The organism is Solimonas fluminis (assembly GCF_002930645.1).
GTDB classification, from domain to species: Bacteria; Pseudomonadota; Gammaproteobacteria; order Nevskiales; family Nevskiaceae; genus Solimonas_A; species Solimonas_A fluminis.
In genome coordinates, this window is record NZ_PSNW01000001.1 from 203,689 (window position 1) to 226,991 (window position 23,303).

Sequence of the window (23,303 nt, forward strand, 5' to 3'; positions counted from 1 at the left end):
CTCGGATGCTGTTGTTCTACGCCGCCTGCTTCCACAGGCCCCGCTGCGCCCAGCGCCGCACGTGCGGCACGTCGTCATCCAGCCAGAAGGCGTCGGTATCGGTCACCACCAGCAGCTCCTCCCACTTGGCGCCCACCTCGCGGAAGCCCAGGTGCGGCTCCACCGCCCAGAGGCCCGGCGTCGGCACGTGATTGGAGGCATCGCTGCTGTTCCAGATCGGGTTCCAGCCTTCACGGGCGCCGCGGATCTTGTCGCGCAGCAGCTCGCCGATGTTGCGCACGCCGAAGTTGGCGATTTTCAGGTGGCTCTTCTTGCCGTCGTCCTTCAGCTTCTCGATGCGGTGCGCCAGCGTCTCGAAGGGATAGGCCTTGTGGCGCGGATCGTAGCCGTGCCGGGCGCAGAGCGCGTCCACGGCGCGGCTGATCTCGGCCAGCGGACGGCGCGCCCTGACCTGCTCCAGGATCAGCTGGCGGTACTCGATCAGGTCGTCCATCAGGCGATCCAGGATCGCGTTCCGGCCGATCACGCCGCAGTAGCCGATGTCGGCGGTGCAGCCCTGGATGGTCGGAGCGCAGTCGAGGATGAAGGGCATGTTCTCTTCCAGGCGGCGCAGGCCGGGATAGAACGCCGGATTGAAGCCGCCCAGCTGCTTGAACGCGATCAGGCCGCGGAAGGCGGTGCGATCGCCGAACCAGGCGAAGGGCTCATGGAAGCAGTCGTCCGCGCCGTGATCGAGCAGGTATTCCTTCATGCGCGCGGCGACGAAGCGCTCGGTCATGCCCGGCTTCATCTCGGCCGTGATGGCCTCCGCGCAGTCGTAGGCCAGCCGCTGGGCCTTGCGGAACCCGGCCAGTTCCTCGGCCGACGGAATCCATGCTTCGCTCATGTCCCTCTCCCGGACAAATGTGACATCAAACAGTGTCACAATACACCCCGGATGTCATTGCCCGCCAGCCCCGGCGGGCTGGCGAGAAGGCCATTGCCGAGTGAGCTCCCGGCGGCATGGCAAGTCAACCGGCAGCCGCCGGGCGGCATCCGGCGCGCCTGCGTCGCGAGGGCCGTTCAGAATTCGTCGGCAGACATCGCCAGGCAGGTGTCGTCCAGCCGGGCCAGCAACTCCGCCTGCCGCGCCGCCTTGGGCAGCTCATAGCGGAAGAAGTAGCGGCAGGCGCGCAGCTTGCCGGCATAGAAGGCGCGGTCCGCCGCTCCGGCCCCCGCCAGCGCCGCCTGCGCCTTGCTCGCCTGCTCCAGCCACAGCCAGGCGATCACCGTGTGGCCCATCATCTCCAGATAGAGATGGGCGTTGGCCAGGAACAGGTCCAGCTTGCCCTGCAGCGCCGCCTGCCCCAGCGTCATCGTGACCTGGGCGGCGGTGTCGGCGGCCTGCTTCAGGGCCTGCGCGTACTCCGCCAGCTCCGGCACTGCCGACGCGGCCTTCACCGTGGCACCGATGCGGCCCAGCAGCAGGCGCAGCGCCGCGCCGTTGTGCATGGTCACCTTGCGGCCCAGCAGGTCCAGGCCCTGGATGCCGTTGGTGCCCTCGTGGATCGGGTTGAGGCGGTTGTCGCGGTAGTAGCGCTCCACCGGGTAGTCGCGGGTGTAGCCGTAGCCGCCCAGCACCTGGATCGCCAGCTTGTTCGCCTCCAGGCAGAAATCGCTGGGCCAGGCCTTGGCCATCGGCGTCAGGATTTCCAGCAGCAGGTGCAACTCTTCCCGCCGCTTCGGGTCCTGCTCGATGGATTGCTCGTCCACCAGCTTCGCGCAGTACAGGCACAGCGCCAGGCCGCCCTCGACGTAGGCCTTCTGCTGCAGCAGCATGCGGCGCACGTCCGAGTGCTCGATGATCATCACCGGCTTGCTGGCCGGGTCCTTGGCCGAGGCGGGCCGGCCCTGCGGACGCTGGCGCGCGTAGTCCAGCGAGAACAGGTAGCCGGCATAGCCCATCGTCGCCGCGCCCATGCCGACGCCGATGCGGGCCTCGTTCATCATGTGGAACATGCAGGCCAGGCCCTGCCCCGGGCTACCGACGATCTGCCCCACGGCCGGCACCGTCTCGCCGAAGTTCAGCGCGGTATTGACCGTGCCGCGATACCCCATCTTGTGGTTCAGGCCCGCCAGGCGCACGCCGTTGCGCGCTCCCAGGCTGCCGTCCGGGTTGACGCGATGTTTGGGCACGATGAACAGCGAGATGCCCTTGACGCCGGCCGGCGCGCCGTCGATGCGCGCCAGCACCAGGTGCACGATGTTCTCGGACAGATCGTGCTCGCCGCCGGAGATCCACATCTTGTTGCCGACCAGGTGGTAGCTGCCGTCGGCCTGGGGAATGGCGCGCGTGCGGATATCGCCCAGCGAGGAGCCGGCCTGCGGCTCCGACAGGCACATGGTGCCGAACCAGCGCCCCTCCAGCATCGGCTTCATGTAGCGCGTCTGCTGCTCCGGCGTGCCGTGGGCACGCAGCAGGTTGGCAGCGGCCGAGGTCAGGAAGGGATAGCCGGAGGTGCCGCAGTTGGCGGCCACGAAGATGCCGTTGGCCGCGGCCACCACCGCATAGGGCAGCTGCATGCCGCCATGCCGCTCGTCGAAGGCCGCCGACATCCAGCCGCCTTCGACGTAGGCGTCCAGCGCCTCGCGCACCTCGGGGATGATGTGCACGCGCTCGCCGTCGAAATGAGGCTCGTTGGCGTCGAGCTTGGCGGCATGGGGCAGGAACTTCTGCTCGGCCAGCTTCATCGCGGCGTCGAGCACGCCGTCGAAGGCCGCCCGGTCGTGCATCGCGAAACGCGGTGCGCCGGTGAGCCCGCCGATATCCAGCAGCTCGTAGAGCATGAAATCCAGGTCACGGCGGTTCATCAGCTGCGGCACGTCTTCTCCTCCGGCTCGCGGACAATAAAAAAGGCGGCGGATACATGGTCCGCCGCCTCCATCATATCGGCCAGGGCCGCCGTGCGCGGCCCTGGCTCGGCGAAGCGCGCTTCAGTTCGACATCTGGCGCTTGGTGCCCCAGGACACCAGCTTCTGGTAGCCGGTGGGCAGGAAGCGCACCATCGCGTCGAAGGCCACGGCATCGGGGCCGACCAGCACGCGGCGGCTGTCCTTCTGCACGGCCTTGAGGATGGTCCTGGCGGCCGAGTTGGCGGTGGTGATGAAGAGCTTCTCGAAGTTGGCCTTGGCTTCCTTGTCGTTCCTGCCGGTGAAGTCCTTCATGTTGTCGGAGAAGCGCGCGGCGGCGGCGATGTTGGTCTTGATGCCGCCCGGGTGCACGCTGGTGGCGGAGACGCCGCAGCGGGCGATGTCCAGTTCCTGGCGCAGCGACTCGGTGAAGCCGCGCACGGCGAACTTGGCGGAGTTGTAGGCCGACTGCGACGGGATGCCCGCGAGGCCGAAGATGCTGGAGGTGTTGATGATGTGTCCCTCGCCCGCCGCCTTGAGGTGCGGCAGGAAGGCCTTGGTGCCGTAGACCACGCCCCAGAAGTTGATGCCCATGAGCCATTCGAAATCCTCGTAGCTCATGCCCTCGATGGTGCTGCCCAGGGCCACGCCGGCATTGTTGAAGATCAGGTTGACCTTGCCGTGATCGGCCACCACCTGGTCGGCCCAGGCATAGACCGCCTCGCGCTTGGCCACGTCGAGCTTCTGCGAGGTGACCTTGACGCCGTAGGCGCGCGCCAGGGCGGCGGTCTCGGCCAGGCCGGCCTCGTTGACGTCGCTGATGGCGACGCTGCAGCCGGCCTTGGCCAGTTCCACGGCCAGTTCACGGCCCATGCCCGAAGCGGCGCCGGTGATCGCGGCGACCTTGTTCTTGAACGACTTCATGAATCCCCTCTCTTGTCGAATGCCGCCGCCCAGGGGGCGGCGGATGAAAACCTATACAGCGAATGATGTAATGATAGCGCCGCTCAGGCCTTGGCCGTGGCGACGCGGGGCTCGGTCTGATAGTCCACCAGCTCCACCTGGCGGGTCAGTTCGCGGAAGCGGAAGGTGAAGCCCGGCCACAGCGTGGTGTTCTTGCCGGCCTCGTTGACGTACCAGCTCTTGCAGCCCGACTGCCACACCGCCTTGCCCAGCTTCTGCTGCAGGCCGGCGTTGTAGCGCGCCTGCGCCTCGGGGCGAACCTCCAGGCTGCGCAGCCCGTCCCGGCGCATGGCCTGCAGCGCATCCAGCACGTACTGGATCTGCGATTCGATCATGTAGACCATCGAGCTGTGGCCCAGGCCGGTATTGGGGCCCATCAGCACGTAGAAGTTCGGGAAGCCGGCCACCGTGGTGCCCTTGTAGGCCTCCGGGCCGTCGGTCCAGGCATCCAGCAGGTCCTGCCCGCCGCGGCCGAAGATCGCTCCGCGCGGCATCGGGTCCTGCGCCTTGAAGCCCGTGCCCAGGATGATGGTGTCCACCTCGCGCTCCACGCCGTTGACATCGACCACGCTGTGGGCGCGGATCTCGCGGATGCCGTCGGTGATCACGTCGACGTTGGCGCGCGACACCGCCGGGTAGAAGTCGTCCGAGATCAGGATGCGCTTGCAGCCGATGGTGTAGTCCGGCGTCAGCTTCTTCCGCAGCACCGGGTCCTTGACCTGGCGGCGGATATGGCCGCGAGCCTGGCGCTCCACCAGCTTCATCACGCGCGGGTTGATCACGAAGCCCAGCACGCGCGATTCCAGCATCCAGTAGATGCTGTTGCGCAGCGCTCGCTGCGCCGCCGGGAAGCGCCGGAACAGCAGGCGCTCGGCCGCACTGATCTCGCGGTCCGGCTTGGGCAGGATCCAGGTCGCGGTGCGCTGGTACAGGTCCAGGCGCGCCGCCTTCTGCGCCACCTTGGGCACGAACTGGATCGCAGACGCGCCGGTGCCGATCACCGCCACCCTCTCGCCCTCCAGGTCATGGCCATGGTCCCAGTGGGCGGAGTGGAACATCTTGCCCTTGAACGCTTCCAGGCCCTTGATCGACGGGAACGCCGGCGTGGACAGGCCGCCCATGCCCGACACCAGCACGCTGGCGCTGTAGGTTTCGCCGGCGCGCGTGGTCACGTTCCATAGCGCGTCCTTCTCGTCGTACTCGGCTCGCACCAGTTCGGCGTTGTAGCGGATATGCGGCAGCAGGCCGTACTTCCTGGCGCAGTGCTGCAGGTAGGCCTTGATCTCCGGCTGCGGCGCGAACATGCGCGACCAGTTCGGGTTGGGTTCGAAGGAATAGGAGTAGAGGTGCGACTGCACGTCGCAGGCGCAGCCGGGGTAGCTGTTGTCGCGCCAGGTGCCGCCGACGTCGCCAGCGCGTTCCAGGATGGTGAAGTCCTCGAAGCCGGCCTGCTTGAGCTGGATCGCCATGCCCAGGCCGGAGAAGCCCGTGCCGACGATCAGTACCGACAGCCCTTTGCCGCCCCGACCGCCCCTGGAATCGAATGCCATGGCCCGCTCTCCTCGACGCATAAATTGACAATCAGTGTTGTCAATTTACATTTGACAACATCTCATGTCAACATGTCGCCATGAGCCCCGCCACGGACCCGCCGAAACGCCGTACTTTCAGGGGCTTGCCCCTGGAACAGCGGCAGCGCGAGCGCCACGAACGCTTCATGGAGGCCGGCCTCGCCCTCTATGGCGTCCGCGGCTACCACGGCGTGACCGTGCGCGAACTCTGCACCGAGGCCCGGCTGACCGAGCGCTATTTCTACGAGTCCTTCAAGGACCGGGAGGCCCTGTTCGGCGAGGTCTACCAGCGCCAGGTGGAACAGCTCCGGGGGCGCGTACTCGAGGTCATCCGCCGCCACCAGCCCGACCCGCGCGCCATGGCCCGGGCCGGCCTGGAAACCTTCTTCCAGGGCCTGCGCGAGGACCCGCGCTGCGCACGCATCCTGTTCGTGGACGTGCTGAGCATCAGCCCGGCGATGACCGAACAGTCGCGCCAGGTCACCTCGGGGCTCAGCGGCTTCCTGCTGCAGTTCACCCAGGCGCTCTACCCCCAGCTCAAGGGCAGCGGCCTGGATCCGCAGATCATCGCCACCGGCCTGGTCGGCGCCTGCATCAACGTCGCCATGCACTGGGTCTACGACGGCTTCGAGCAGCCGGTGGAATCGGTGCGGGACAACTGCTACGCGCTGTTCGAGGCGATGATCCTGTCCTGGTCTGTCAAGACTTCTACCGCCGGCTGAGCATGCGATAATCCCCGCATCCCGGCGCCCCCGCTTTCCGCGGCGCCGACTCCCCTGATGCAAGACGCGCGACAGCTCCTGTCGCCCGTGGGTAACCGTCGCCATGTGGTTCAAGAACCTGCAGGTCTACCGTCTCCCGCCCGGCTGGGCGATGTCGCCCGGCGAGCTGGAAGAAGAGCTGGCGCGCCAGCCCCTGACGCCCTGCATGGGACAGAACCTGCAGTCGCGCGGCTGGGTCGCGCCGCAGGGCGAGGTGCCGCTGGTGCGCTCCATGGAGCGCCAGCTGATGATCGCCCTGGGCACCGAGCAGAAGCTGCTGCCGGGCTCCGTGGTGCGCCAGCACGCCGACGAGCGCGCCGCCCAGATCGAACAGGTCAAGGGCTACAAGCCGGGCAAGAAGATGATGCGCGAGATCAAGGACCAGGTGATCATGGAACTGCTGCCGCGCGCCTTCGTGCGCCGCCGCAGCCTGCGCGCCTGGATCGACCCCACCGGCGGCTGGCTGGTAGTGGACGCCAGCGCCCCGGCCAAGGCCGAGGAGCTGGTGGAGATGCTGCGCAATACGCTCAACGGCGAACTCGCGGTCACGCTGCTGGAGCCGGCGCAGGCGCCCTCCGCCCTGATGACCGGCTGGCTGTCCTCGCGCGAGGCGCCGGGCCGCTTCGAGCTGGGCGACGAGTGCGAGCTCTGCGGCACCGACGAAAGCAAGCCCACGGTGCGCTACGTGCGCCACGGCCTGGAAGGCGAGGATATCCGCCGCCACATCACGGAGGGCAAGTTCGCCACCAAGCTGGGCCTGACCTGGAACGACAAGGTCAGCTTCGTGCTGACCGAGAAGCTGCAGATCAAGAAGGTGAAGTTCCTCGCCGTGCGCGAGACCGAGAACGAGACCTCCGATCACCCGGAGGAGCAGTTCGACATCGACTTCGCGCTGATGAGCGGCGAGCTGTCGCTGCTGCTCAAGGACCTGGCGGAAGCCGTGGGCGCGCCGCTCTCCGGGGGCAGCGAGCGCAGCATGAAGCACGAGATGGCAGAGGCCTAAGCCTCCCAACTGCGGTCGCGCACGGCTCGGGCATCTGTTCCGCCGCAGCGCTGGAATTCACGCGTGAACGAGGCCGGGTCCTGGTAACCCAGGAACTCCCCGATGTCCTGCACCGACATCTGCGGCCGCTCCAGCAGGCCCCAGGCCTCCGAGCGCCGCGCCTCGTCCACCCGCTCACGGTAGCTGGTGCCGTCGGCGGCCAGATGCTGCTTGAGCGTGCGCACCGATACTCAGAGCCTGGAGACCACGACCTTGGCGGTGGAATAGCCCGCGCCGGGGCGCCCTGCCTTCGGCGCCAGCACGCGCTGGCGCATGCGCGGGCCCATTTCGTGGGCGCAGGCCGGCCGCCGGCGCGATGAGGATCCGAAGCCCCCCCGGCGTTGCCGCCGGGGAGTCGCTTCGCAGGATTGCCGAGTCAAACACCGTCGTTCTCAGGGCGAGGTGTTGCGCAGCACCGACAGCTGGCCGCCCGCACCGGCAACGGCGATGTCCGGCTTGCCGTCGCGGTTGTAGTCGGCCACTACCGGGGTCTGCGGCTGGTTGGTCACGCTGAGGTTCAGTGGGCCGCTGAGGCTGCCGGCACCGTTGTTGGTGTAGACCATCAGCTTGCTCGTGACCACCGCCGATACCACGATGTCACGGTCGCCGTCGCCGTCAAAGTCGGCCATGCGGATGCCCACCGGGCCTCCGATGCCGAAGTAGCGTTTTGTCGGCTGGTAGTTGCCCACACCGTTGGACAGCACCACCGACATCGAGAAGGAGAACGAGTCAGCCGAGGCCAGGTCGTCGATGCCGTCGCCGTTGAGGTCGCCGGCGGTGATATCCTCGGCGATGAAGCCCAGGAAGGCCGTGGCTATCTCGGTGAAGCTGCCGTCGCCGTTGCCGCGCATGATGATCGCGCGCTGGGCCACGTCGTCGATGATGGCGATGTCCGCGATGCCGTCGTTGTTGAAGTTGCCGCGGGCGGTGGAGCTGATGACGGTGTAGACCGGGCTGGTCGGGCCATCGACGAAGTCGCCATCGCCCTGGCCAAGGAAGGTCTTCACGCCCCCAGGCGTCGGTGCCACGATGTCAAGACGGCCGTCGTTGTTGGTATCGAACACGTAAGCCTGCACCTGACCCGAGACCACCAGCGTACGGCGGCTCAGCTCGGTGAAGCTGCCGTTGCCGTTGCCACGCAGGATGATCAGCTGCATGCCGGTGGCCACGGCCACATCGACCTTGCCGTCGCCGTCGAAGTCGCCCGCGCCGACCGAGCCGGTGCTCGTGCTGAGGTTGGTCACGATCGCCGGGCCGAAGCCGCCGCTGCCGTTGTTGAGCATCGTGCGGATGCCGGTGCCCCACCAGTCGGCCATGACGATGTCGGCATCGCCGTCATTGTCCAGGTCGGCCTGGACCATCGCCTCGGCTGCAGGGCCAGGGCCGCCGGCGCTGCCGGTCGCGTAGTTCACTGCCGGCGCGAAGCTGGCTGCAGCCACAGCCATCGCGCTCATTCCCAGTGCCGCCATGCCGGCCAGCGCCGTCCATCCCCTTGTCGCATTCATCCGCATCTCCATGTCCGAAACTCCATTTCCCGTAGGTGGCAATACATCAAACCGGCGTCCAGCCCGGCGCCGTCTCTCTCCATCCACGCCGGCGCTGCAGCACCGCGTAGAGCGGTTCCTGTCCGGAATGCCTGCCGGACTCAGGGCACCCCGCAACGCGAAGGTGCCTTGCCCAGCGGCGCGCCGGTGTCGAGCGAGCCTCGCCGCTCGGAGAGCCGGGCGCCGTCGGGGCCGCCCGCGCGGCCCCACCAGTTGCCGCGCAGCAGCACGTCAAGTCCCTCAGTGGTCGCGTCATGTCTGGCACGGCCGGCAATGCAGTTGCCGCCGCGGCTGCCGAGGGCGCCCCCGCCGAAGTCCACGCTGGCTGTTTCGATGCGCCCGAGGTTGATCTTCTTGAAGGCCAGCGCGCTGTCGCCGGCACCGCGGAAATCGCTGCTCTCCACGCGTAGCCGCAGTTCCCGCAATGGCGCGATCACGCCCACGACGAGGTTGCTGTAGGCGTTGTTGCGGAAGCTGGAATCGACCACCTCGACATCGATCAGGCCATCGGACAGTCCGCCGTTGAGCAGGGATACGCCACTGAGGATCGTGAGCCCGTTGTTGCAGTTGGAGAAGTCGCTGTCGCGCACGCGCAATACCGTGGTGTTGTCGGCGCCGTCGCTGCCGACGAGAATGCATTCGCCCAGGTTGAAGGGCAGCGGCTGCGCATCCGGGCTGCCGGGACGCTCGGTGGTGTCGCGGACGATGACGCGGTCCAGTTCCAGGATCAGCGTCGAACCGCTGCCGAGGTTGTCCTGCTGCAGCATGTCGCCGGGATTGTCGACGAAGGAGCTATCGTTGATACGCATCTCGCCATGTGCCGGGCCGTGACTGATGACGGCCTCCATGCCATTGCAGGAGAAACCACCGATGCCGTGCTCGAAGACATTGCGATCGATGGTCCATCGGGCCAACGCGTTGTCGGCCAGGTTCATGAACAGGCCCTCGCAGTCGGCGCCGGGGCCGCCGATGAAAGTCTGCTTGTTGTTCACCGACATTGCCTCCAGGCGTGCGTTGCCGGTGATCTGCGTGGTGATGGCATGCACCAGGTGGAATTCCTGCGTCTCGCCCAGCGGGCCCTTATGCAGCTCCGTCACGAAGTTGCCGGAGATGTCGGCGCGGTAGTCGGCCGAGCCCTTGATGCGCAGGTCGATGCCGTTTCCGCAGGCGGCGTGGTGTACATGGTTGTCGAGGATGCTAACCTCGCCCTCGCCCTCGTCGGCATCCACCATGATCCCGGCCCAGCCGGCCGGCAGGACCAGCGGCACGCCGAAGTACGGCAACCGCGTCGGTGCGGTGAAGCGCTCCACCGTGAAGCCGACCGCGCAGCGCGTGTTGTAGCCGGATACATCGTTGCCGCGAATGACCGCGCCCGGCACGTTGATCCCATAGATGCCGCCGCGCGAGGCCGAGGCGATCACCAGGTTGCGTACCTCGCTGCTTGGCGCCAGCCGCACGGCGTCGCCGCGCTGGCGCAGCGGATTGCTGTTGGCGATGCGCGGCAGTGAGGCGAGTTCGCTGACGCCCGCCACCGCCGCATCGGAGCGCTTGCGCACCACCGCCGGCCCGCCACCGATCAGCCGCTGCCCATGCTGCAGGGCGATGCCGCCCTCCAGCGGAGCCATGCCAAGCGGTGCTGGCAGCACCACCAGGGTGTCGCCCGGCGCGGAAGCCCGCTCCAGTTCCGCCAGCGAGCTGAAGGGACGCTGCCGGCTGCCGTCACCGCCCTCGGGCGCCTCGGCACTGACGTAAAGCGTCTTGCCGGACGAAACAACCGCCTCGTCATTGGAGCCACTGCCCGCGCCGCAGCCCGCCAGCAGCAACAGCGGCAGGAACCAGAGCGCGGATTTCATGGCGTGGCCTGCAGGGCGGACACCGGCACGACAGGGATGACCACGCTGGACGGATATTGCGCGTCGCCATAGATTCTCATAACGCCGGCCAGGGACTGCAGCAGATTCGGGATCGGCATCATCGCGAAGGGGAAGTTGCTGGCCCCCACCGAGATGCGCAGGCGATGCCCCTTGCGGATCAGGGCGCTGGTCGGAAACACCTCCACCGGCACATGGACGAGATTGCCGATACCCACGGTTTCCACCGAGTCGGCGGTGAAGGGATGCCAGGGCTGGATCATCTGGCCGTCGAGCCAGCGCGAGCGGCTCGCGTCCACCGCGCGCAGCGAGGCCGTCTGCAGTCCGCTGCTGAGCGAGCGCGCGTTGCCGTTCGGCTCCAGGTCGGAGACCCTCACCACCAGGCCCGCATCCAGCGCCGTGGTCGATATCCAGATGTCGGCCTGGATCGGGCCGTTGATGTACAGGTCCTGTTCCAGCGGCGCTGTGTCGAAGGTCGCTTCCAGGGTCTGCGCCAGGTTGTCGCTGTACCAGCAGGGCAGCGGCGCGTAGGCCACGATGCCGATCGCGATCTGCATGGCGCTCTCGGAGCAGACGCCGTTGAAGGGTTGCTGGATCACGGTGGCCGGCGCCGCGCCGGCGGCGGGCGTTTCCTCCGCCAGCGAACCGCCCTGCAGGTAGAGGCGCTGCGCGCGCGCCTGCGGATGCGGCCAGTCGCTGCTGGTGTCGAAGCGCTCATGGCCCCACACCCACTGCGTGACATTGGGCAGGTGCTCGGCGCCATTGGGAATGTCCTTGAGATAGCGGTCGAACCACATCATCGCGATGTGATCCAGCGAGGGCACGCCATCCATCGGCAGGCCGGTGCCGGTGGCGGCCTCCAGGTGATGCCAGGGGCCGATCAGCAGCTTGGCCGTGGTATGCCCCTTCAGCGCCTCGTAGTTCAGTGGCTCGCTGCGCTGGAAGATGTCGAAAAGGCCGCCAACGATGAAGGTGGGCACCTTCACGCCACGCGCGACTTCCAGCGGCGCCTTGTCGGCCCAATAGCCGTTGTCGTAGGCAGTGTCCGGCTCGGCGGCGAGCACGCCCAGCGTGCGTGGCACCAGGAAGCCGTTGAGGCCCAGCAGATGATCCGCCACGGCAGCGGCGTACTGCGCCGGCTGGTCATGGAACGCCGGATTGACCGTGGCCAACGCCGTCACCACCGCCATCCAGGCCGGCAGGAAGGCGATACTGCCCTGCCCGCCCACCAGCACCACGTCGCGGTAGATGTCGCCATGCGGCACGATCGGGAACACCGCCTTGATCGCCGGGTGCCCGCCCTTCGCCGCCAGCAGCGCGGTGGTGGCGGTAGCGGAGATGCCCCACGTGCCGACCACGCCATTGCTCCAGGGTTGCCGGATCACCCAGTCGATAACCTGCGGGTAGTCCTGCTGCTCGCGTGCGCTGAAGGGGTCCCAGCCACCACCGGAGCGGCCGGTGCCACGCACGTCGACTTGCACGTGGTTGTAGCCGCGCTTCACGAAGTAGGGATTGATCGCGCCGCCCAGCGAGACGTAGGCGGTGACGTTCTTGTTGTACGGCGTGAAGGTCACGATGGTCGGAAGCGGCGAGCTTTCCGCGGTGCCATCCGCGCCCGTCGGCCGCACCACCTGCAGCGAGATGGCGGTGCCATCGTCCATCGTCAACACGATGTTGTCGTGCTTGACGGTGCCGGCGTAGGTCTCCGGCGTCTCGTAGTCCACCCAGCCGGCGGCGCCGCTGCTGCGCGGAGCCGGGCTGCGCCGGGCCGGCTCGGAACGCGTGCCCAGCGTGGTCGCCAGGCCGCGGGCCATCGGCGTTTCGCTGCCACCACCCTCCACCTTCGAAGAACTGCCGCAGCCGGCGAGCACCAGCAGTGCCGCGCCCAGCAGCGGAAGCAGCTTCGGCTTGGGCGTCTTCTCCATCCTCATGCGCACCCCTGAGCCTTTGTATCCACTTGGATACCTAAAGTATCCAGTTGGATACCTTCCGTCAAGCAGGTACAATCGGCGACATGGAAACGGATGGCCCTACGCAACCCGGCGGCAAGCAACGCCTCATCGAAGCCGCGTTCCGGCTCGCGGCGCGCAACGGCAACTCACTGTCTTCACTCGGATTACGTGAACTGGCCCGCGAGGCCGGGCTCAACCACAACACCTTCTATCGCCACTTCGAGACACTGGAAGACCTGGGGCACGCCGCCGCCGCCGAGGTGGCAGGCAAGTTCATGGCGGCCATGAAGGAGATCCGGCGCAATGCCGCGCGGCACGCCGACGCCTCGGTTGGCGCAGCGGAGTATTTCCTGGACTGGGCGCGCGACAACAGCAGCGTGCTGAGGATCGGCGTGCGTGAACTGCATAACGCCGAGTCGCCGATGCGCAAGGCGATGCAGCGGGTGATCCACGAGATCGCGACCGAGAGCGTGGATCAGATCACCAGCATGAAGCTGGTGCCGGGCGCAAAGCCGGATGCCCTGCTGCAGGCCACCACCTCGATCACCTACTACATGTGCTACCGCGCGCTGGACTACCTGGAGAGCCCGCGTCAGCGCCGCGTGATCCGCGACGACCTGGTGAGCTACATGCGCGCCCAATTCCTGGGCCGCCTGGCCCTGCAGCAGGCTGCCAAGAAGCCTTTCGAGGCTTAGGATAACTCGCGCGCGACGCCGCGCATGCCTTCCTCCAGCGACACCGCCGGCTCATAACCGAGCAGCCGCCGTGCCTTTTCGATGGAGTAGGCACCGCGGCGGCGCAGGAAGTGGATGCCCGCCGCGCTTGCCGGCGGCTTGCGGCCCAGCAGCCGGTACAGCCAGGCCAGCAGGCCGACGACGGCAATCAGCAAGGCTCCCGGCGCCGTCGGCACCCGCTCGCGCCCCAGCAGGCGCGCGTGGTACGCGAAGAATTCGCGGCATTCGGTGGCGACACCGTCGGAGATCGTGAAGCACTCGCCGCCTGCCTTCCTCTCCAGCGCCAGGAAGACGCCGTCGAGCAGGTTGTCGACGTGGACATGGTTGATCACGCCGCGCCCGCCGTCCGGCAGCATGAACAGGCCCTGCTTGAGCAGCTGCAGCGGTCGCAGCACCCAGGGAACGCTACCGGCACCGTAGACATCGCCGGGCCGGATCACGATCACCTCGAAGCGCCCCGGGCGGTGGAACTCCAGCGCCACGCGTTCGCTGCGCAGCTTGGTCTCGTTGTAGATATTGCCGTCGTCGCGGAAGGGGCCCTCCTCGGTCACCCCGTCCGGGTAGCCGAAGCCGTAGACCATCACCGAGGACAGCTGCACCAGCTGGCGCACGGCCTGCGCTTCCGCTGCGCGGCAGACCGAGCGCGTACCCTCGACATTGACGCGCTCGTAGAGTTCGCGCGCGCCGTCCTCCTCGACGATAGCCGCGGTATGGAACACGATGTCGGCCCCGCTGAAGCAGCGCTGCAGCAACACGGCGTCGTTGATGTCGCCGACGAAGACTTCCGCACCCTGCTCCCTGGCACGCTGCGCCGCCGCCGGCGAAACGTCCAGGCCCCGCACCTGCCAGCCCAGTTCCCGCGCGCGCTGCGCCATGCGCAGGCCGATGAAGCCACCGATGCCGGTGATCGCGATCGTCGTCATTTCCCCTTCTCCTGTCGGGCCATCGCCGCCCCGCCGAGCAGCAGAGCCTGCATCACATCGCTGATCGCGTCATGGAGCTGCTGCAGGCTGCCGGGATCGCCGGACATCAGCCATTCCGCCAGCAGTTCGTTGATGCCGCCAACCAGCGCCAGGCTCACCGGGTGGTAGTTGCGGCGCGGCAGCAGCCCCTGCGCCACCAGCGAATCGGCATAGCCCTCCAGCACCTGGGCGAACTCCCGGATCACCTCGCGGCGGCGCTTCTCCACCGCCGGACTCACGCCGACCACCTCCAGCACGCCAACCTGCGCACGGCGACGGTCGCGGACGTAGGTCTCGATGAAGGCCCCCATCACCTGCGGAATGCGCGCCGCCAGGTCCAGGCCCGGGCGCTGCAGCGCCTCGCGCACCGCGCCCTGGGCCTCGCGGATGATCCGCTCGTACAGCACCAGCAGCAGGGCCTCGCGGCCGGCGAAAGCCTCGTAGAAGTGACGGGTGGTGACCTTGGCGTCGGCGCAGAGCTGCTCGATCGGCGTGTTCTGGTACCCCTGGGTGGCGAACAGCTCCAGCGCCGTCGCCAGCAGGCGCTCGCGGCGTTCCTGCACGCGCTGCTCGGCATTCACGCCGCCATAGACGCGGCGCTTGGAGGGGAGGGGTTTCTTGCTCATCCGTATATTTGACAAGATTTCTTTCCCAAAATACAGTCCCGCCACTGCCGCCCTCCGGACGGCGCCCCCTACCCGTTCTCCAGCCGCTGCGAGAGGCAACGATGAGCATCCTGAACCGCATCACCACCTTCGACGGCACGCGTGACGCCCTGCGCCCCCTGGACCGCGTGGACAACGTCAAGCAGGCCTCCGGCGATTTCCGCAAACAGATGCTCGCCGGCCCCAAGGTGCGCTATTACCAGTCCTTCGAACTGGTGCGCGTGCCCTACCCGTCCAAGTACGGCTACCTGAACGCCCACACCGGCCCTTCGCCGTACATCCATCTCTGCAACCGCCTGTTCGTCATCCAGTTCGAATCCAGCGAAGGCCTCAAGACCCTGCTGGCCAGCCCGTCGGACTGGGAACACCAGCTGGAAACGCCGTTCTTCAAGCGCCTGACCGATTCCTACGGCGTGTTCGCGCCGGTGTCGGAGGCCCTGGTGTTCCGCAAGACCGATACGGTGCTGAACATCCTGAAGAAGATCGGCCTGGACCCGGCCGACGTCGACTACATCACCTACGACCACCTGCATACGCAGAACGTCACGCGCTGGCTCGGCGGCCCGGGCCGCCCCGGACTGCTGCCCAATGCCAAGCTGCTGGTGATGCGCGAGGAGTGGGAGAGCACGCATTCGCTGATCCCCTGGCAGAACCAGTGGTACTGCCCCGGCGGCATCGACGGCGTGCCGATGGACAAGGTGATCCTGCTGGACCACGACACCTCGCTGGGTGACGGCTCCGTGGCGCTGGTGCGCACCAAGGGCCATACCGAGGGCAACCATTCCATCGTGGCGCATACGCCCGAGGGCCTGAAGGTCACCAGCGAGAACGGCGTTTCCGTGGAAGCCTACGTGCCGGCGCTGTCGCCGGTGCCGGGCGTGGCGGAGTTCGCGCGCTACACCGGCGCGGAAGTGGTGCTCAACGGCAATACCGCCGAATACGCCATCGACCAGTACATCTCGATGGTGCAGGAAAAGAGCATCGCCGGGCCCAACCCGCGCGACGAGCGCTATCCCAACATCGCGCCCTCGTCCGAATCGGCCGGCTACTGGCTGTTCCCGCGCACCGCGCCCGGCTTCCGGGTGGGCGACCTTCAGTACGGCACCCTGCAGAAGGCCCCGCCGGCCCGCAAGGCGGCCTAGGCCCATGCCGACGAAGACCTACCTGCTGACCGGCTGTGGCTCGGGCATCGGCCGCAACACGGCGATGGCGCTGGTGCGCCGCGGCGACCGCGTCTGCGCCACCGACATCAATGCCGAGGCCCTGGCGATCCTGCGCAAGGAGCTGGCCTCCCCGGAGAACCTGCGCACCGAACTGCTCGATGTGCGCGATCCGCAGGCCTGGGAAACCCTGGTGGCGGCGCTGGCCACCGACTGGGGACGGCTGGACGTGGTGATGAACATCGCCGGCTACCTCAAGCCCGGCTATGTGCACGAGGAAAGCGCCGAGGAAGTGCACCGCCATTTCGACATCAACACCAAGGGCGTGGTCTTCGGCACGCAGGCGGCGGCCCGACAGATGCTGCGCCAGGGCGGCGGGCATATCGTCAACATCGCCTCGCTGGCCGGCATTGCGCCGGTGCCGGGCCTGAACCTCTACAGCGCCAGCAAGTTCGCGGTGCGCGGCTACAGCCTCTCGGCAGCCCTGGACCTGGCGCCGCGCGGCGTGAAGCTCACGGTGATCTGCCCGGACGCGGTACAGACGCCGATGCTGGACCTGCAGGTGGACTACGAACAGGCGGCGATGACCTTTTCCGGCAACGCCAGGGCGCTGACCGCCGAGGACATCACCCGCGCGATCCTGAATGCACTGGACAAGGCACCCATCGAGATCACGCTGCCAGCCTCGCGCGGCCGGATCGCCAAGCTCGGCAGCGCCTTTCCCGGGCTCAGCGGGTCGCTGCTCAAATGGCTGCAGTCCCGCGGCCGCAAGCGCCAGCAGCAGCGGGCACAGGCCCGCTGAGCCTCAGCGTACCGTCGCCACCTGCAGGCGGCGGTACTGCCCTCGCTTGATCGCGACATATTCCTCGCGCGTGCCGTCTTCCTTGAGCTGGCGCGGATATTCCTCCACCGCGTCGAGCCAGCGCTGCAGGCTGCGCTCGAAGCGCTGGCCCTCGGGCACCGACAACTCGGCCAGGTGGGACTCCAGGGCAAGGTAGTAGCGCATGGCGTTGCGCTCGATGCCGCCGCGCAGGCCGCCGATGTAGCCCTCGCCCTGCGGCGTGAATCCGACCTTGTTGCGGCCCTTGGTGCTGAGATAGGCCTGCGTCGCCATCCGCGAGGCGAAGCTCGGGACATAGGAATACGAGAAATGCAGGAAGGTCTTGCCTTCCTCCACCGGCACGGCCTCCACCAGGATGCGGTAGTCGCGCGTGCCGACCGGCCCCTTGTCCGCTTCCAGGCGCAGCTGCAGGAAGCCTTCGTCGGCCTGCATGCGGCGGAACTCGAACTCGGCGTAGTACGGCGCCTCGCCCGAGGCCTCCAGGCGCGCGCCGAGATTCATCGCCAGCTTCGGCGCCGCGGCATCGCCGACCACGCGGCAGCCGGCGACGTTGGGATGCACCATCATCGCTTCGCACCAGTTCTCGGGATCGGCCAGCGCGGAGCTGACCGTCGCCAGCGGCTTGCCGATCACGGCGTGGATTTCGCCTTTCAGCGCGCCCTCCGACTCTGCAGATTGCAGGATCATCGGACGCTTGAACGGACTCCCCTGCAGGCGCTCGGCGCTGGACTGGTAGGTGGCCGCGAGCGCCGCGGCGGAGGGCTCGGGTGCCGGAGCGGCCAGCAGGACACCGGTCCAGGCGGCAGTCAGCAGCCAGAGGGATCGGTATGCGAGGGTCCAGCGCATTTTCGGGGATGCCATGTTCATTGTGACCGAGCCTCGATGACGGAGGTTCGCAGGCTTCATGCTGCTGCAACGGCATGAACATCGCATGAAGCGTGCCGCCGTCCCCACGGCGGCACGCGGCAGTCCAGCCTAGCTTCTTTTCGCCGGTTTTCCAGCGGCTTTCGCCACCGGCTTCTTGGCCGGGGCCTTCTTCGGGGCGGCCCGCTTCGCAGCGGGCTTCCGCGCCGCCGGCTTCTTGGGCGCAGCCTTCTTCGCCGGCGCAGGGCGCGCATCCGCTTCGTTCTCGTCCAGCACCTGGTTGATGTGCGCGGCGTCTTCCAGGTTCTCGATCTGGTCGGAGATCAGGTCGCCGAGCTGCTGGTTGATGCGGCGGATCGCGTCGTAGACCATCGCCGCTGCCTGGCGGTTGCGCTCGCGCAGCGCCAGCTTGTCCTCGGTCAGCACCCCGGTGCGCTCCAGGAACTGGAACGGCAGGTCGGCGACCTGCAGGTGGATCTGGCCGATGGAGGACACGGCGCGGTCGATCGCCTGCTGCAGGGAGTCCTTCAGCAGTTCGAGTTTCTGCAGCTTGCTCATGGTTCTGTACCTATGGAGATCAAGAGGGTCTGGCGAGCAATGTACCCGAGCGCCGCGGCGCTGCGTATGGGTCTGCGGCCGCGCCCGTCCGCCGCCGGGCCAAGGCGACGCCTGTACACCGAATTCCGCCGTTTTGCCACACCCGCGCCTCAAGGCGTTGATTTGACTGCTGTGCTAAGTTAGGCAGCGTAAGCCGAACCGCAGTCTGATGACCACCCGCATTTCCCGCAGCCCCCGCAGCGGCGCCGACGACGGCGCCCTCGTGACCCGTTCCGAGCGCAAGCAGCGCACGCGCGGCGCCTTGCTCGACGCCGCCCTCAAGCTGATGTCGGACGGCCGCAGCTTCACCAGCCTGGGCCTGCGCGAGATCACGCGCGAGGCCGGTGTGGTGCCCACCTCCTTCTACCGGCACTTCCGCGACATGGACGAGCTGGGCCTGGCCCTGGTGGAGGAGAGCGGCCTGACCCTGCGCCGCCTGCTGCGCGAGGCGCGCAAGCAGGGCCGCCCCGACGCCGACATGGTCCGGCGCTCGGTGGAGGTCTACAAGCAGTACGTCGAGGACAACCGCCTGCAGTTCTTCTTCCTGGCCGGCGAACGCCACGGCGGCTCGCCGCTGATCCGCCGCGCAGTACGCAACGAGGCGACGCATTTCACCAACGAGATGGCCGAGGACATCCGCCAGCTCAACATCGCGCCGCAGCTGTCGTTTGCCTCGCTGCAGATGATCTGCAACCTGATCGTCTCGTCGATGTTCAACGCCGCCACCGACATCCTGGACCTGCCGCACAACCACCCGCAGGCCCACCGGGAGCTGACCGATTTCCTGGTCAAGCAGCTGCGCCTGATCTTCCTGGGCGCGACGCAGTGGAAGGAAAAGGCGCCGGACTAGTCGGCCTTCGGCGCCAGCGTCCGCAGCAGCAGATTGGACCCCACGCCGCAGATCGCGATCACGGCCGCCATCGGCAGCGCCGAGCCGTCGTGCCAGGAACCCACCACCGCCCCTGACAGCGCCGCGGCACCGTACTGGATCATGCCCAGCGAGGCCGAGGCGGTGCCGGCGTTGCGCTCGAAGGGCGCCATGGCCATCGCCGAGGAGTTGGGGAATACCAACCCCAGCGCGGCCACGCAGACGAACAGCGGCGGCAGGATCGCCGTCAGCCCGCCGGCCCCCGACAGCACCACGGCCAGCAGCGCCAGCGCCGCCAGGGCATGCGCCAGCAGGGCGCTGCGCAGCACGCGTTCCAGCGGGAACCGGTCCAGCAGCCAGCGGTTGAACTGCGAGGCGCCGATCAGGCCGAAGGCATTGGCGCCGAAGACCTTGGCGAAATGTTCCGGCGGCACCCGGTAGAGTTCGATGAACACGAAGGGCGCGCCGGCGATGTAGGCGAACATGCCGGCCTGGGCCACGGCGCCGCCCAGGGCATAGGGCAGGAAGCGGCGGTCGGAGATCACGCTCCAGTAGCCGCCGCGCGGCCCGGTCGAGGGTCCTCCGGTCTCCGGCAGCGCGCGCCAGACCGCCAGCAGGCAGCCCAGGCCGAACAGCGCCAGCACGCCGAAGATCCAGCGCCAGCCGAAGCCCAGCAGCACCCAGCCGCCCACCATTGGCGCCAGGATCGGCGCCACGCCCATCACCAGCATCAGCAGCGAGAACACCCGCGCGGCGGTCTGCGGATCGAACAGGTCGCGCACGATCACCCGCGCCACCACCATGGCGCTGCCGCCGCCCAGGGCCTGCAGCACGCGGAAGGCCATCAGCGCCTCGATCCGCCAGGCCAGCGCGCAGCCCAGCGAGGCCAGCACGTACAGCCCCAGGCCGATGTACAGCGGCCGCTTGCGGCCGTAGCGGTCGATCATCGGGCCGTACAGCAGCTGGCCCAGCGCCAGGCCGACGAAGAACGACGACAGCGTGAACTGCGCCTGCCCCTGCGAGGCGGCCAGGTCCCTCGCCAGCGTCGGCAGCGCCGGCAGGTACATGTCGATCGACATCGGGCCGATCGCGGTGGCGATGCCCAGGATCAGGATGAGGCGCTTGTGGGAGGCGGTGAGCTGCATGCAGGCGGTTCAGGCCGCCTCGGCGGCGGGTTCGGTGAAGCGGTAGACGTCCATGGCCAGGACCTCGTGGGTGACCCCGCCGAAGCGGTGCTCCGCCGCGGCGCCCTCGCCCGCCGCGCCCAGCGCGACGAACAGCGGCAGCAGGTGCTCCTCGGTCGGATGGGCCCGGGCGGCCTGCGGGGCGCGGCGACGGTAATCGAGCAGGGCCGCGATGTCACCTGCCGCGAGGCGCCCGGCGAACCAGCGCTGGAACTCCGCGACGTAGGGCGCCACTTCGGCCGTCTCCTCGAAACGCACCTCGTGCAGGTTGTGCGTGAGGCTGCCGGAGCCCAGCACCAGCACCCCTTCGTCGCGCAACGGCCGCAGGGCCAGCCCCAGCCGGTAGTGGTGCTCCGGGCCCAGGCGAGGCTGCAGCGCCAGCGGCACCACCGGCACGTCGGCCTGCGGATAGAACTCGCGCAGCGGCACCCAGGCGCCGTGGTCCAGGCCGCGTTCGACGCCATGCGCTTCGAACCCGGCATTGGCCAGCAGCTCCGCCGCCCGGCGTGCCACGGCGGGCTCGCCCGGGGCCGGGTAGCGGATGTCGAACAAGGGCTGGGGGAAGCCGCCGAAGTCGTGGATCGTCTCCGGCTGCCGCGCGGCGCCCACGGCCGGCGCGCGGGTCAGCCAGTGGGCGGAGGCCACCAGCACCGCCCGGGGCCGCGGCAGGCCGGCGGCCAGCTGCCGCCAGGCCGTGCCGGTGGCGCCGGCTCCCAGCGCCAGCATGGGCGAGCCGTGGGAGACGAACACCGAGGGCAGGCGGGTCATGACGGACTCCGGTCGATCAGGGGGCGCCAGCATGCCCCCGGGAGCCGCGCCGATGAATCCCCGTTTGTTGAATAGACATTTCAGACTATTTGAAGAATCACGCACTTGCACGCGGCCCATCTGCGGTATCTTGCGGATGACAGAGGAGATTCCGATGAGCGCCGAGCGGCATCGCCGCAGCCTCGAGACCGGGGAAATGCTGTTCCGGGAAGGCGACGGAGGCCACGAGGCCTACGTCATCGAATCCGGCTGCATCGAGATCTTCACCGGCAGTCTCGACAGCCGCCGCCGCATCGCCTGCCTGGGCCGCGACGAAATCTTCGGCGAAATGACCCTGCTCGGCGGCCACACCCGCCTGGCCTCGGCGATGGCGACCGAGCCGACCACGCTGATCGTCATCAGCCACGAATACCTGGAAGAGCGCGTGCTGGCGGCCGACCCGCTGCTGCGCCACCTGCTGCGCGTGGTGATCGCGCGCAGCCGCGACAACGTGCTGCGCCTGGCGCAGACCGTCGAGCAGGGCGGCGGCATGGCCGGCACGGCCCACGCGGCGGCCGACCGGCAGGCCGCCCTGCAGCATCTGCGCCTGGAGCAGGCCATGGCCACGGCGCTGGAGCGCAGCGAGTTCCAGCTGCACCTGCAACCCATCGTGAGACTGCGAGACGGCCGCCCTGCCGGCTTCGAGGCGCTGATCCGCTGGATCCGCCCCGACGGCAGCCGGGTGTCGCCGGGCGAGTTCATTCCCGTGGCCGAGCAGAGCGAGCTGATCTACGTGCTGGGGCACTGGATCATCCGCGAGTCCTGCCGCTGCCTGGCCGAGCTGGACCGGCAAGTGCCGGGGGCGGCCGCCTTCCTGAGCCTGAACCTGTCGCTGCGCCAGTTCGACGACCCGGCCCTGTTTCCGGTGCTGGAGGCCGCCCTGGCCGACAGCGGGCTGGACCCGCGACGCCTGCGCCTGGAGATCACCGAATCGATGATCGCCCGCGACGCGGACGCCACCCTGCAGCTGCTGCAGCGCTGCAAGGCCCTGGGGGCCAAGCTGTCGGTGGACGACTTCGGCACCGGCTACAGCTCCCTGTCCTACCTGCAGCGCCTGCCGGTGGACTGCCTGAAGCTGGACCGAAGCTTCATCGGCGAGCTGGAAACCAGCCCCGCCGCCGCCCGCATCGTCGGCGCCGTGGCCCGGCTGGCCCACGACCTGGGCATGGAAACGGTGGCCGAGGGCATCGAGACCCCGGGGCAGGCCGCCCGCTGCCGCGAGCTGGGGGTGGACTACGGCCAGGGCTTCCACTGGGCCCCCGCCCTGCCGCTGGACCGTGCGGCGCAGCTCCTGAGCCGCGACCAGGCCGCCTGAGGCGGCGGAATGCCCCCCTTTGGGGCATGGAATCGTTTGATTCCCCTTGAGATTCAGCCCTGGCGCTGGTAGGATGCGCGCCCTCATGCCCCGCCTGTGCGGGGCTTTTCGGCTTGACGCGGGAGATGAACCATCGCAGCAGAACGTGAAGACCGGCGCAACGGACAGATCAATGTACCCCGCGTACGTGTGATCGGCGCCGATGGCGAGCAGGTCGGCATCATGCTCACCCGCGACGCGATCGCCAAGGCCGAGGCTGATGGCCTGGACCTGGTGGAAGTGTCTCCCAATGCGGAGCCGCCGGTCTGCAAGATCATGGATTACGGCAAGTACCTTTACGCAAAGGACAAGGCCGCCCATGCCGCCAAGCGCAAGCAGAAGCAGATCCAGGTCAAGGAAGTGAAATTCCGCCCGACCACCGAGGAAGGCGACTACCAGACGAAGCTGCGCAACATCACGCGCTTCCTGGAAGAAGGCGACAAGGTGAAGGTGACGATCCGCTTCCGCGGCCGCGAAATGGCCCACGCCGAACTGGGCATGGAAGTGATGAGCCGTCTCAAGACGGAGCTGGATGCGCTGGCCATGGTCGAGCAGCATCCGAAGATGGAAGGCCGCCAGTCGGTCATGGTGATCGCTCCGCGCAAGCGGGCGTAACCCGCAAGGTTTTTACGGCCGCGCGCTTTCGGGGGCGGGGCCGGGAAAAGAGAAGTCCT

General features: G+C 68.1%; 22 protein-coding genes. 8 read left to right on the forward strand and 14 right to left on the reverse strand.

The window, feature by feature from the left end:
• Positions 1-16: 16 nt before the first annotated feature.
• From C3942_RS00990 to C3942_RS01005, 4 genes are all read right to left on the reverse strand, one after another.
• A complete protein-coding gene (locus C3942_RS00990) occupies positions 17-886 on the reverse strand; it encodes a M24 family metallopeptidase (RefSeq protein ID WP_104228465.1) in 870 nt (289 codons plus the stop codon).
• 176 nt (positions 887-1,062) lie between these two features.
• A complete protein-coding gene (locus C3942_RS00995; protein ID WP_104228985.1) occupies positions 1,063-2,850 on the reverse strand; it encodes an acyl-CoA dehydrogenase in 1,788 nt (595 codons plus the stop codon).
• Between the two features lie 123 nt (positions 2,851-2,973).
• A complete protein-coding gene (locus tag C3942_RS01000) occupies positions 2,974-3,813 on the reverse strand; it encodes an SDR family NAD(P)-dependent oxidoreductase (RefSeq protein WP_104228466.1) in 840 nt (279 codons plus the stop codon).
• 83 nt (positions 3,814-3,896) lie between these two features.
• Complete coding sequence (locus C3942_RS01005; RefSeq protein ID WP_104228467.1) at positions 3,897-5,402, reverse strand: flavin-containing monooxygenase; 1,506 nt, start codon at positions 5,400-5,402, stop codon at positions 3,897-3,899.
• Between the two features lie 80 nt (positions 5,403-5,482).
• Between C3942_RS01005 and C3942_RS01010 the strand changes: the two genes are divergently transcribed.
• Together C3942_RS01010 and C3942_RS01015 are read left to right on the forward strand one after the other, a co-directional pair.
• Positions 5,483-6,145 carry a TetR/AcrR family transcriptional regulator gene (locus tag C3942_RS01010; RefSeq protein ID WP_104228468.1) on the forward strand — a complete coding sequence of 221 codons (663 nt, stop codon included), beginning with the start codon at positions 5,483-5,485 and terminating at the stop codon, positions 6,143-6,145.
• A gap of 103 nt (positions 6,146-6,248) precedes the next feature.
• On the forward strand, positions 6,249-7,187 hold the full coding sequence (locus C3942_RS01015) for a recombination-associated protein RdgC (protein WP_104228469.1): 939 nt from the start codon (positions 6,249-6,251) through the stop codon (positions 7,185-7,187).
• Here C3942_RS01015 and C3942_RS01020 read toward each other — a convergent pair.
• From C3942_RS01020 to C3942_RS01035, 4 genes are all read right to left on the reverse strand, one after another.
• Positions 7,184-7,411, reverse strand: a complete 228-nt coding sequence (locus C3942_RS01020; RefSeq protein WP_104228470.1) for a helix-turn-helix domain-containing protein — start codon at positions 7,409-7,411, stop codon at positions 7,184-7,186. The genes C3942_RS01015 and C3942_RS01020 overlap by 4 nt on opposite strands.
• Positions 7,412-7,618: 207 nt before the next feature.
• Positions 7,619-8,731: an FG-GAP repeat domain-containing protein gene (locus C3942_RS01025; RefSeq protein ID WP_165797269.1), complete on the reverse strand. Its 1,113-nt coding sequence runs from the start codon at positions 8,729-8,731 to the stop codon at positions 7,619-7,621.
• A 140-nt stretch (positions 8,732-8,871) separates the two neighbouring features.
• Positions 8,872-10,623, reverse strand: coding sequence for a hypothetical protein (locus C3942_RS01030; RefSeq protein ID WP_104228472.1), 1,752 nt, complete (start codon positions 10,621-10,623; stop codon positions 8,872-8,874).
• Positions 10,620-12,572, reverse strand: a complete 1,953-nt coding sequence (locus tag C3942_RS01035; RefSeq protein WP_243393486.1) for a CocE/NonD family hydrolase — start codon at positions 12,570-12,572, stop codon at positions 10,620-10,622. The genes C3942_RS01030 and C3942_RS01035 overlap by 4 nt, the downstream gene beginning before the upstream one ends.
• Before the next feature lie 83 nt (positions 12,573-12,655).
• On the opposite strand from C3942_RS01035, the gene C3942_RS01040 reads away from it, so the two are divergent.
• A complete protein-coding gene (locus tag C3942_RS01040; protein ID WP_104228474.1) occupies positions 12,656-13,288 on the forward strand; it encodes a TetR family transcriptional regulator in 633 nt (210 codons plus the stop codon).
• On the opposite strand, the gene C3942_RS01045 is transcribed toward C3942_RS01040, so the two are convergent.
• Positions 13,285-14,250 carry an NAD-dependent epimerase/dehydratase family protein gene (locus C3942_RS01045; RefSeq protein WP_104228475.1) on the reverse strand — a complete coding sequence of 322 codons (966 nt, stop codon included), beginning with the start codon at positions 14,248-14,250 and terminating at the stop codon, positions 13,285-13,287. The two genes, C3942_RS01040 and C3942_RS01045, sit on opposite strands and share 4 nt — an antisense overlap.
• Complete coding sequence (locus C3942_RS01050; RefSeq protein ID WP_207765929.1) at positions 14,247-14,915, reverse strand: TetR/AcrR family transcriptional regulator; 669 nt, start codon at positions 14,913-14,915, stop codon at positions 14,247-14,249. Before C3942_RS01050 ends, C3942_RS01045 begins: the two co-directional genes overlap by 4 nt.
• Positions 14,916-15,016: 101 nt before the next feature.
• Between C3942_RS01050 and C3942_RS01055 the strand changes: the two genes are divergently transcribed.
• Positions 15,017-16,096, forward strand: a complete 1,080-nt coding sequence (locus tag C3942_RS01055) for an MBL fold metallo-hydrolase (RefSeq protein ID WP_104228477.1) — start codon at positions 15,017-15,019, stop codon at positions 16,094-16,096.
• A gap of 4 nt (positions 16,097-16,100) precedes the next feature.
• Complete coding sequence (locus tag C3942_RS01060) at positions 16,101-16,916, forward strand: SDR family oxidoreductase (protein ID WP_104228478.1); 816 nt, start codon at positions 16,101-16,103, stop codon at positions 16,914-16,916.
• Positions 16,917-16,919: 3 nt separating this feature from the next.
• Here the strand turns inward: C3942_RS01060 and C3942_RS01065 are convergent, their stop codons facing one another.
• Together C3942_RS01065 and C3942_RS01070 are read right to left on the reverse strand one after the other, a co-directional pair.
• Positions 16,920-17,816 carry an SRPBCC family protein gene (locus tag C3942_RS01065; protein WP_133164206.1) on the reverse strand — a complete coding sequence of 299 codons (897 nt, stop codon included), beginning with the start codon at positions 17,814-17,816 and terminating at the stop codon, positions 16,920-16,922.
• A gap of 114 nt (positions 17,817-17,930) precedes the next feature.
• The gene (locus C3942_RS01070) at positions 17,931-18,377 is read right to left on the reverse strand and encodes a hypothetical protein (RefSeq protein ID WP_104228480.1); all 447 of its coding nucleotides are present in this window, start codon (positions 18,375-18,377) and stop codon (positions 17,931-17,933) included.
• A 208-nt stretch (positions 18,378-18,585) separates the two neighbouring features.
• Between C3942_RS01070 and fabR the strand changes: the two genes are divergently transcribed.
• Positions 18,586-19,266: an HTH-type transcriptional repressor FabR gene (gene fabR, locus C3942_RS01075; protein WP_104228481.1), complete on the forward strand. Its 681-nt coding sequence runs from the start codon at positions 18,586-18,588 to the stop codon at positions 19,264-19,266.
• Here fabR and C3942_RS01080 read toward each other — a convergent pair.
• Entirely contained in the window at positions 19,263-20,429 is a 1,167-nt protein-coding gene (locus tag C3942_RS01080; RefSeq protein ID WP_104228482.1) for a multidrug effflux MFS transporter, read from the reverse strand. The two genes, fabR and C3942_RS01080, sit on opposite strands and share 4 nt — an antisense overlap.
• A 9-nt stretch (positions 20,430-20,438) precedes the next feature.
• Entirely contained in the window at positions 20,439-21,236 is a 798-nt protein-coding gene (locus C3942_RS01085; protein WP_104228483.1) for a dioxygenase family protein, read from the reverse strand.
• 154 nt (positions 21,237-21,390) lie between these two features.
• Here C3942_RS01085 and C3942_RS01090 point away from each other — a divergent pair, with 154 nt between their 5' ends.
• A complete protein-coding gene (locus C3942_RS01090; RefSeq protein WP_165797270.1) occupies positions 21,391-22,590 on the forward strand; it encodes an EAL domain-containing protein in 1,200 nt (399 codons plus the stop codon).
• Between the two features lie 132 nt (positions 22,591-22,722).
• On the forward strand, positions 22,723-23,244 hold the full coding sequence (gene infC, locus C3942_RS01095; protein WP_104228485.1) for a translation initiation factor IF-3: 522 nt from the start codon (positions 22,723-22,725) through the stop codon (positions 23,242-23,244).
• The last annotated feature ends 59 nt before the right edge of the window (positions 23,245-23,303 follow it).